This window comes from Paenisporosarcina sp. (assembly GCF_049671445.1).
In the GTDB taxonomy this organism is placed as follows: domain Bacteria; phylum Bacillota; class Bacilli; order Bacillales_A; family Planococcaceae; genus Paenisporosarcina.
In genome coordinates this window covers 1-4,687 of record NZ_JBATUX010000054.1, presented here as the reverse complement: position 1 = coordinate 4,687, position 4,687 = coordinate 1, and the positions used below count along the sequence as shown (strand labels likewise).

At 33.5% G+C, this 4,687-nt stretch carries 6 protein-coding genes; 2 read left to right on the top strand and 4 right to left on the bottom strand.

Annotation, left to right across the window (positions count from 1 at the left end; genetic code table 11):
- Nucleotides 1–84: 84 nt before the first annotated feature.
- From WBG45_RS07090 to WBG45_RS07075, 4 genes are all read right to left on the bottom strand, one after another.
- Complete coding sequence (locus WBG45_RS07090) at nucleotides 85–264, bottom strand: hypothetical protein (protein WP_424413248.1); 180 nt, start codon at nucleotides 262–264, stop codon at nucleotides 85–87.
- A gap of 201 nt (nucleotides 265–465) precedes the next feature.
- Nucleotides 466–1,347, bottom strand: coding sequence for a peptidase MA family metallohydrolase (locus WBG45_RS07085; RefSeq protein WP_424413246.1), 882 nt, complete (start codon nucleotides 1,345–1,347; stop codon nucleotides 466–468).
- 102 nt (nucleotides 1,348–1,449) lie between these two features.
- A complete protein-coding gene (locus WBG45_RS07080) occupies nucleotides 1,450–1,734 on the bottom strand; it encodes an SMI1/KNR4 family protein (protein ID WP_424413244.1) in 285 nt (94 codons plus the stop codon).
- A 279-nt stretch (nucleotides 1,735–2,013) separates the two neighbouring features.
- Nucleotides 2,014–2,862 (bottom strand): alpha/beta fold hydrolase, encoded by an 849-nt coding sequence (locus WBG45_RS07075; RefSeq protein ID WP_424413242.1) that lies wholly within the window; start codon nucleotides 2,860–2,862, stop codon nucleotides 2,014–2,016.
- Between the two features lie 283 nt (nucleotides 2,863–3,145).
- Between WBG45_RS07075 and WBG45_RS07070 the strand changes: the two genes are divergently transcribed.
- Nucleotides 3,146–3,790, top strand: coding sequence for an alpha/beta hydrolase (locus WBG45_RS07070; protein ID WP_424413240.1), 645 nt, complete (start codon nucleotides 3,146–3,148; stop codon nucleotides 3,788–3,790).
- A gap of 17 nt (nucleotides 3,791–3,807) precedes the next feature.
- A complete protein-coding gene (gene lepB / locus WBG45_RS07065) occupies nucleotides 3,808–4,335 on the top strand; it encodes a signal peptidase I (protein WP_424413239.1) in 528 nt (175 codons plus the stop codon).
- Nucleotides 4,336–4,687 lie beyond the last annotated feature (352 nt).

Genomic DNA, 4,687 nt, shown 5'->3' with positions numbered 1-4,687 from the left:
CTCTATCACGCAAAAAATTATCCTCCAATGTGACACACGTCTTATTGAATTAAACTGTACCAATGGTTAAGCAAGAAAACGATGTTAATTATCTAAATCATCATCAATAAAGAATTTTTTATTTTCTTTTACTCCATTTTTTTTCTCAAGATATTGTCCCACTATTGAATTGTTAATGCCTCTAGTAACTGCTGATTCAATAACGATAAAAAGAACAAGTAACGAAATGATAGAAAGGACAATAAATAAACCAATGGACTCCATATAAATCCTCCTTAGAAACTAGCCTGACAGCTAATTAATTTCCTTCAGAAAAAAACATCTCAATATAATATTAAGCCGTTCAATATTGAATCACTTTTTCGTAAATAAAGACCAAAACAGGCACTCAACTATCAGTAGAATTAAGTGCCTATTTTTATTGTTATATAAGTGTTTGCATCAACATTACTTTCTTTAGCCAATTTATTCATTTGCACCTAATTTCTTAGGTAAAGTTTCAATGTATTCATCTAGGTTCTTTATATTAATATTAGTTGCTCGTTGAAGCCCTTCTTCGAATCCACCATTAGAATTCGTTTCCAATATTATCCTATCAATAATGCCAATTCCATACTCATTAATTAAGTAATAAATTGCTTTTTCAGATTGTAAATATACATCATATCGATTGTCTGTTCGGTAAGTATTCCATTGTTCAAATGTAGACAATTCATTCAGAGAAACAACTTTTGGACCAAGCTCTAGTACTCGCCCACTTAAACCATCAGAAGCAACATACTCAGCAACTCCTTCTGAAAACCAGAGTGGAATGTCATTATTCGATAATCCGCCTTCAGATATTTTCTGTGTAAAAACATAATGGGTATACTCGTGCATAATATTTGATTTGTAGTTCCAAACCAGAGGTGGTATATCCTCAAAAATACCTTCTTTATTTTCGGGAAGTATCCCAATCATATTAAATTCAGGAGAATGAATGCCGATAGCATACTCTAAACCTGAAAAAGATTCAATTTGATTGGTACTGCTAAAGATAATTACATCATACGGTTTTGTATAAGTAGGACCAAACAAGGAATTATTAAGTTCCATCGCACGCTTTAAAGATTCTTTTGTTGCAGGTATTAATTCTCTATCTGATTCTGAATAATAGATTAATAAATGTTCATATTTTTTTTTATTAAAGTCGGATATTAATTCTTCTTTTTCTTCTTTTACTATTTTTCCAATAATAGCAGAAGAGAGAAGGTGTGTAATATTCTCTTTATATTTAATTGTAGCAACGCTGATAATAAGCAATAAAATTATTAAAAGTAATAGAATGTAATATTTTTTTTTGGACAAGATTTATATCACCCATTCCTCTTTTTAGGTAATATTGGATTTCTTAGAATTCCAAGTTTCTAATTCTTAACTTTTTTCCTGCTAAGAAAGAATTAATTCGTCTCATTTTGAAAAGAAATCACTACGTATTTGGCTGTCTAATATACTATTTTCTTTGCCTATCCCTCGTATATGATTAACATTAACGTGGTCATCGGCCCAAGAATTTGGGGTGTCAGATGGATATGAATCAAATTTAATAGATCCTCCGTTTTGTTCTTTTAGAATGGTTATGTATAACTCGGGTAATGTTATTCCCAATTTATCTTGTGCTTTTTTTCCCATCGCGACGTTTAATGGCTCCAACTTATATTCATCAGCATCGTCTCTCCAAATCTTACTTTCCATTAATTTCTCTCCCTTAAATCAATTTTTTCTTGATAAAATTTTATGTTTTTCATTTTACTTAATATTTCTGAAACTCCAATTGCGATACTTGCATTTAACATCCCGAATATCGACAAGCTTGAAAGACTATAAATAAAGTTGAAAGAATATCTAAGCAGTACGATGCTTAAATTTAATATCTATGGTTATCCAGCTCACTGCAATGCTTAATATGTAAACGAAATACCTAAATGCAACGGCTAGATTAAAGAACGTAGGAAGTATGTAAGTAAGGATTTTCTAAAAGAAAGAGGAATTAATTAAACTTTTTACCATGTACGTAAACTTTTCCGGTTCTTCTGTAAATGGGAAGTGGTTACTTTTGGTGAATGTAATAAGCTTTGCATTTGGAATATCTTCTGCAATTTGCTCTGAAAAAACATGAGGACATTGTGCATCATGTTCTCCACAATAGACGATAGTAGGTATCTGAATAATGGCGAGATATGGTGTTAAATTATAGCTAGGAAGTTCTGTATAAGAATAGTAATCGAGTCTAGCTGATACGACACTTCCACTGTTGGGCGTATTAAAATATTCTTCATACATCTCAGGACGATAAAGTGACATTTCGGTCCATTCACGTCCAACCGCCTTTCTAATGTCTGGAGGTGTTTTTGAATTGTTTAATAAAGCGAATATTTCTAGCAGTCGTTCGTTATGAGGATTTTCTTTACAATAGATGCTGCCAGGATGATTCATATACTCTTTTGATGCTGCAGCTCCACCAATGACCATTTTTTCAATCGATTGAGGTATTTGAATAGCGTAAGCAAGTCCGAGCATGCCTCCTGTCGAATGACCTGCAAAAGACCACTTATCAAATTGAAGTGCTTCACGAATTGAGTCTAAATCTTTGATGGATTCTTTCATACTTAAATCGTCTTGCTGGACTGAACCAACCGAGTTCCCAGCACCCCGTAGGTTAACTAAGTAAACCGTAAATTCATTGGTAAAAGAGTTTGCAAAAGTGTTTCCATTTGAATTGAAGGCACTATATAGGTGGGTTATACAGATTGGCTGACCGGATCCTTTTACGAATAATTCAAAAGTACCTCTTTTTGTATCAATAAAATGCTGAGTCCACACGTTTTTTTCCCCCTAAGTGGTTTGTATAACGCTTTATTTTGTATAAGGTTAACTAATATGAGAAAGTGTAGAGCGGCTGAAATTGCATCTTCAGCCGCATTTTCTTTGTAGTGAGTGTCTATTCTTTACTTTTCAAAACAAGGTTCAAAAAACCAATTTATTACAATTATAAATTAGTGGAAGTTAAAGTGATAGTGAAATTAAAAAATTCAAAATATATCCATTATTTCACTATTATATTATTGGGATAATATGTATAATGAGGGAAGTGGAGGTGTTTGCGTTGGAAAGTTTAGGTAGTGTTTTGGGATATAGAGAAATGCAAGTTCCGTTTAATTTAATTAGTGAAGTAGAGGGGACGAAGAAATTAGTTGTGTTTTTACCGGGCGCTGCGTATACCGTGCAAAGCCCAGCGTTTCATTACTCGCAATATATTTTCTTGGAAAAAGGTTTTGATGTACTTCAAGTTAATTATTTGTACAACGATCAAGTATATGATGAGTTTACTAAGGAAGAGCTAAGTGAAGCTATCAAATATGATGTAAAAACCGTGTTGGAAGAGGTTTTAAAAGATACTTCGTACGAGACATTTTATTTTGTAGCTAAGTCACTCGGCACCATTGCGATGACTTCAATAGTAAATGAGGACTTGTTTAAAGATGCTCACATCGTTTGGTTAACGCCGTTATTACAACTAGATGATGTTTTCTCAGCAATGGTAGAAAGTGAAAATCGAGGACTGTGTATTATTGGAGATAATGATCGATGCTATATTGAAGATAGGTTTAACCAATTGAAAGACAAATCAACAATTATGGCAAGCATGCTTCCAAATGTTAATCATCGTTTGGAGTATGACCACAGTACGCTTGAATCTATAGATGTATTAAAAAACGTTATAAAAGATATTCAAGAATTTGTTGTTTAAATTGAGGGGATATTCTTATGAGTGAAAGCCTTAAAAAGGAAATTTGGTCTTGGGTTAAAGCGGTTTTTTTAGGTGTAGCTATCGTCTTTATTTGCCGTGCGTTTATTTTTACCCCAGTTAAGGTTGAGGGGAAATCCATGACACCTACTTTTGAAGATAATAACCGCATTATTGTCTCTAAAATGAGTAAGGTTCAGCGTTTTGATATGATTGTGTTCCATTCTCCCGTGTCCAATGAAGACTATATTAAGCGAGTCATCGGTCTTCCAGGTGATATTGTTGAAGTGAAGAATGATGTTTTACATATTAATAACATTATTTATGAAGAACCTTACTTGAATGAGAATAAAAAAATGCTAACCACTGAAGAGCAATTAACGGACGATCTAAAAGTAAAGGTTCCAGAAGGGTCACTATATGTAATGGGGGATAATCGTAAGAAAAGCAGTGATAGCCGGGAAATCGGTTTTGTTACTGAAGATGCAGTAGTGGGTGAAGTGAAGTTTCGGTTTTTCCCTTTCACAGAATTTGGTACCCTTGAATAAGTAAACGCTTTGGTATTTTTTCATTAAGCTAGTGAACCGGTAGATGGCTATAATAGTGATTTTGTTTTGTATTCCAGTTCTTTTCCTAATGGGAGCACGAAAAAGGCTTCAACTGAAGAGTGTAATGCTAATCAATTTGACGACCAGAAGTATTGCAAGGGGTTGGACTAGGAACGGGTGACGCACAAGAGGAAAATTTACTCCTGTGTATCTTCCAATTCTTTACGATAATTTCGAATACGATTATGCAACAAGCCATCTGTCTGTTCATTTTCTCCAGTGATAAAATCAGTCATATAGTATGTTAAATAATTTCCATAGTGGTTTTCTGTTTTCAACAACAGTTCATCGA